This window comes from Mucilaginibacter terrae (assembly GCF_042679325.1).
In the GTDB taxonomy this organism is placed as follows: Bacteria; Bacteroidota; Bacteroidia; order Sphingobacteriales; family Sphingobacteriaceae; genus Mucilaginibacter; species Mucilaginibacter terrae.
Window position 1 is genome coordinate 1 of record NZ_JBHTMJ010000027.1, and the last position, 5,511, is coordinate 5,511.

General features: G+C 48.2%; 2 tRNA genes and 2 rRNA genes. All 4 read right to left on the bottom strand.

Annotated elements, in window-relative coordinates:
* Nucleotides 1-118: 118 nt before the first annotated feature.
* A 23S ribosomal RNA gene (locus tag ACFQ3S_RS19645) occupies nucleotides 119-3,005 on the bottom strand.
* A gap of 276 nt (nucleotides 3,006-3,281) precedes the next feature.
* Nucleotides 3,282-3,355: transfer RNA gene (locus ACFQ3S_RS19650), tRNA-Ala, on the bottom strand.
* Between the two features lie 118 nt (nucleotides 3,356-3,473).
* Nucleotides 3,474-3,548, bottom strand: a tRNA-Ile gene (locus ACFQ3S_RS19655).
* Between the two features lie 170 nt (nucleotides 3,549-3,718).
* A 16S ribosomal RNA gene (locus tag ACFQ3S_RS19660) occupies nucleotides 3,719-5,238 on the bottom strand.
* The 16S and 23S rRNA genes sit together here with 2 tRNA genes alongside, the layout of an rRNA operon.
* Nucleotides 5,239-5,511 lie beyond the last annotated feature (273 nt).

Below are 5,511 nucleotides of genomic sequence, written 5' to 3' on the forward strand. Positions count from 1 at the left end.
TCAACAATGACATATTATTGAAAGAAGTATTTGTTTTTTCCTGAGTGTTAACAACAATAACATTTGTTGTTTTGATTAGCGTGGTACAAGTTTTAAGGCTTGTACCACGTATCTGTTGTCGAAGAAAGCTTCGGGCAATTAGTATTACTCGGCTATGATGTCACCACCTTTACACCTGTAACCTATCAACGTAGTAGTCTACTACGACCCTCAATGGAAGTCTCATCTTGTGGCTAGTTTCGCACTTAGATGCTTTCAGCGCTTATCTATTCCCAACGTAGCTACTCTGCAGTACAGCTGGCGCCATAACAGATTCACTAGAGGTTAGTCCAACCCGGTCCTCTCGTACTAAGGTCAGCCCCACTCAAACTTCCAACGCCCACAACAGATAGGGACCGAACTGTCTCGCGACGTTCTGAACCCAGCTCGCGTGCCACTTTAATCGGCGAACAGCCGAACCCTTGGGACCTTCTCCAGCCCCAGGATGTGACGAGCCGACATCGAGGTGCCAAACCTCCCCGTCGATATGAGCTCTTGGGGGAGATCAGCCTGTTATCCCCAGCGTACCTTTTATCCTTTGAGCGATGGCCCTTCCATGCAGAACCACCGGATCACTATATCCGTCTTTCGACCCTGCTCGGCTTGTCTGCCTCACAGTCAAGCAAGCTTATGCTATTGCACTCCACGTACGGTTACCAAGCGTACTGAGCTTACCTTTGAAAGCCTCCGTTACCTTTTTGGAGGCGACCACCCCAGTCAAACTACCCGCCAAACAATGTCCCCCACTTTGTAGGGTTAGACACCAAATACAGAAAGGGTGGTATTTCAACGTTGACTAACCGACTCCTGGCGAAGCCGGATCACAGTCTCCCACCTATCCTACACATCCTGTACCCGATATCAATGTTAAGTTGTAGTGAAGGTGCATGGGGTCTTTCCGTCCCGTTGCGGGTAACCGGCGTCTTCACCGATACCACAATTTCACCGAGCTCATGGCTGAGACAGCGCCCAGATCGTTACACCATTCGTGCAGGTCGGAACTTACCCGACAAGGAATTTCGCTACCTTAGGACCGTTATAGTTACGGCCGCCGTTTACCGGGGCTTCGATTCAATGCTTCGCCTTGCGACTAACATCCCCTCTTAACCTTCCGGCACCGGGCAGGTGTCAGGCCTTATACGTCATCTTTCGATTTTGCAAAGCCATGTGTTTTTGTTAAACAGTCGCCTGGGCCTTTTCACTGCGGCTGACATTACTGCCAGCGCCCCTTCTCCCGAAGTTACAGGGCCATTTTGCCGAGTTCCTTAGCCATGAATCACTCGAGCACCTTAGGATTCTCTCCTCGACTACCTGTGTCGGTTTACGGTACGGGTTTTTACAACCTGAAGCTTAGCAGGTTTTCTTGGAAGTCTGATTACCATCACTATCACGCCACCCGAAGGCTTTGTGTACTATCAGCTTTCAGCAAAACCAGCGTACTTTACTACTGGTCCTATACCTACGGCCTTTAACGTCCTATTCCGTCAGGACGCGGATGTGTCACTACTCCGTCACTGCATCGCAGTTGTAAAAAGTACTGGAATATTAACCAGTTGTCCATCGGAATCTCCACTCGGATTATCCTTAGGCCCCGACTAACCCTGATCCGATTAGCGTTGATCAGGAAACCTTAGTCTTTCGGTGGGCGGGTTTCTCTCCCGCCTTATCGTTACTTATGCCTACATTTGCTTTTCCAGCCTCTCCACGTGCACTCGTCGTGTCACGCTTCTCCGATGCTGGAATGCTCCCCTACCAGTATATATAAATATATAATCCATAGCTTCGGTATACTATTTAATGCCCGTTTATTATCCATGCCCGGTCGCTCGACTAGTGAGCTGTTACGCACTCTTTAAATGAATGGCTGCTTCCAAGCCAACATCCTAGCTGTCTGTGCAACCGGACCTCGTTAGTTCAACTTAATAGTAATTTGGGGACCTTAGCTGATGGTCTGGGTTCTTTCCCTCTCGGCCCTGGACCTTAGCACCCAGAGCCTCACTGCAGCGTATATTATTTAGCATTCGGAGTTTGTCTGGATTTGGTAGGATTTGACTCCCCCGCACCCAATCAGTAGCTCTACCTCTATATAACTTTACCGCCACGCTGTTCCTAAAAACATTTCGGGGAGTACGAGCTATTTCCCAGTTTGATTAGCCTTTCACCCCTACCCACAAATCATCCGGAAACTTTTCAACGTTTATCGGTTCGGTCCTCCAGTACCTGTTACGGCACCTTCAACCTGTCCATGGGTAGATCACAAGGTTTCGCGTCTACCTCCTCTGACTGCACGCCCTATTCAGACTCGCTTTCGCTTCGGCTGCGTGGCTTAACCACTTAACCTTGCCAGAGAAGAGTAACTCGTAGGCTCATTATGCAAAAGGCACGCCGTCACAGAACCAGGTCTGCTCCGACCGCTTGTAAGTACACGGTTTCAGGTTCTATTTCACTCCCCTGTTCGGGGTTCTTTTCACCTTTCCCTCACGGTACTGGTTCACTATCGGTCTCTCAGTAGTATTTAGCCTTACCGGATGGTGCCGGCAGATTCCTACAGGGCGTCTCCGACCCCGCAGTACTCAGGAACTCACTAGGTTATTATTCTATACGCGTACGCAGCTCTCATGCTCTATGGCGGGGCTTCCCATCCCCTTCCGCTTCTGTTTAATATACCGTCTCGTGGTCCTACAACCCCCACCTTGCCGTAACAAAATGGGTTTGGGCTGTTTCCCTTTCGCTCGCCACTACTCAGGAAATCACTATTGTTTTCTCTTCCTCTGTTTACTTAGATGTTTCAGTTCAACAGGTTCGCGCACATCGTGCAGTTATTCTTCAAATAACTAGGTTTCCCCATTCGGAAATCTGCGGATTAATTCATATTTGCTAATCCCCGCAGCTTATCGCAGCTTATCACGTCCTTCATCGCCTCTGAGAGCCAAGGCATCCCCCGTGTACCCTTCTTTACTTTCTTCTACTCACACGCTTTTGCTCGTGCAAGTATGTCTTTATGTTCAGTTATTTCTGTCGTCTGTTATCTGTTGTCTGTTACCTGTATTGCTACTGATAACTGTCAACTGATCACTGTCAACTTCGTAACTGTCCTTCACTGTTGTTTTATCAGTTTTACAATTACTTCTTCCAATATGTCAAAGAACGTTATTCGTTAGAGTCAAGATACAAGAGTCAAGAACCAAGACAATATCTTGTCTGTTTTCTATATGCTGTATTCTTGCTTCTTATACGAAGCGTGGAGAATAACGGATTCGAACCGTTGACCCCCTGCGTGCAAGGCAGGTGCTCTAGCCAGCTGAGCTAATTCCCCTTTTTAAAAAGTAATTCAGTTTCCAGTTTTCAGTTTCCAGTTTTCAGTTCGTAGTTCTATTGAACTCTTGACTGCTAACTTAGGACTGTTAACTTTTAACTTCATTTCACCCCTGTAGTAGTCCCGAGCAGATTTGAACTGCTGACCCCTACATTATCAGTGTAGTGCTCTAACCAAACTGAGCTACGAGACTATGGTTTGATGTTAGCCACTTTCCTACCTGATACTATGGCTTTCCTTTTTTCGAAGGGTTATCTTTATTCCTCTTTATCTTTTTTAATCTAAGAAATACATGTGCGTAGCAGAATCCTTTGATTCCAGTTAAGTAAGACTTCGTTACTTGTTAATTGAATACTGCTCCAGAAAGGAGGTATTCCAGCCGCACCTTCCGGTACGGCTACCTTGTTACGACTTAGCCCCAGTTACCAGTTTTACCCTAGGACGCTCCTTGCGGTTACATACTTCAGGTACCCCCAGCTTCCATGGCTTGACGGGCGGTGTGTACAAGGCCCGGGAACGTATTCACCGCGTCATTGCTGATACGCGATTACTAGCGAATCCAACTTCACGGGGTCGAGTTGCAGACCCCGATCCGAACTGTGAATGGCTTTTAGAGATTGGCATCCTGTTGCCAGGTAGCAGCCCTCTGTACCATCCATTGTAGCACGTGTGTAGCCCCGGACGTAAGGGCCATGATGACTTGACGTCGTCCCCTCCTTCCTCTCTACTTGCGTAGGCAGTCTGTTTAGAGTCCCCACCTTGACGTGCTGGCAACTAAACATAGGGGTTGCGCTCGTTGCGGGACTTAACCCAACACCTCACGGCACGAGCTGACGACAGCCATGCAGCACCTAGTTTCGTGTCCCGAAGGACTGTGGCGTCTCTGCCACATTCACTAACTTTCAAGCCCGGGTAAGGTTCCTCGCGTATCATCGAATTAAACCACATGCTCCTCCGCTTGTGCGGGCCCCCGTCAATTCCTTTGAGTTTCACCCTTGCGGGCGTACTCCCCAGGTGGAATACTTAACGCTTTCGCTTAGACGCTGACCGTATATCGCCAACATCGAGTATTCATCGTTTAGGGCGTGGACTACCAGGGTATCTAATCCTGTTTGATCCCCACGCTTTCGTGCCTCAGTGTCAATCACACTTTAGTGAGCTGCCTTCGCAATCGGTGTTCTGTGACATATCTATGCATTTCACCGCTACTTGTCACATTCCGCCCACTTCAACTGTATTCAAGCCCGTCAGTATCAAAGGCACTGCGATAGTTGAGCTACCGTCTTTCACCCCTGACTTAACAGGCCACCTACGCACCCTTTAAACCCAATAAATCCGGATAACGCTTGGATCCTCCGTATTACCGCGGCTGCTGGCACGGAGTTAGCCGATCCTTATTCTTACCGTACATTCAGCTTCTTTCACGAAAGAAGGTTTATTCCGGTACAAAAGCAGTTTACAACCCGTAGGGCCGTCTTCCTGCACGCGGCATGGCTGGTTCAGGCTTGCGCCCATTGACCAATATTCCTTACTGCTGCCTCCCGTAGGAGTCTGGTCCGTGTCTCAGTACCAGTGTGGGGGGCCATCCTCTCAGATCCCCTAGACATCGTCGCCTTGGTGGGCCGTTACCCCGCCAACTAGCTAATGTCCCGCATGCCCATCTTTATCCTATAAATATTTGATTACATCACAATGCCGTGTCGTAATATTATGCGGTGTTAATCTCTCTTTCGAGAGGCTATCCCCCAGATAAAGGTAGGTTACATACGTGTTACGCACCCGTGCGCCACTCTCATTGGACCGAAGCCCAAATCCCGTCCGACTTGCATGTATTAGGCCTGCCGCTAGCGTTCATCCTGAGCCAGGATCAAACTCTCCATTGTAAAATGTTTTGTTTTAATCCAGACTCTACTTTACTTAAAAATAGAAATCTGTTATTATTATATCTTTTTACAGTATCCCCAAGTAACTTCAACCTCTTATTGGTAAGGTCTTCTCTCTTCTTTTTTCAGCAGATCAGATATCGCTATCTTTCCGCTACGCTACATGTTACTTCTTAAAGAACTTGATCGCCTCTCCGTCACGGTTCGGCCTTTATATCTATCCCATCATTCCAATGGGTGATCTCGCTTGTTTATCCGGCAAACCATTCGCTC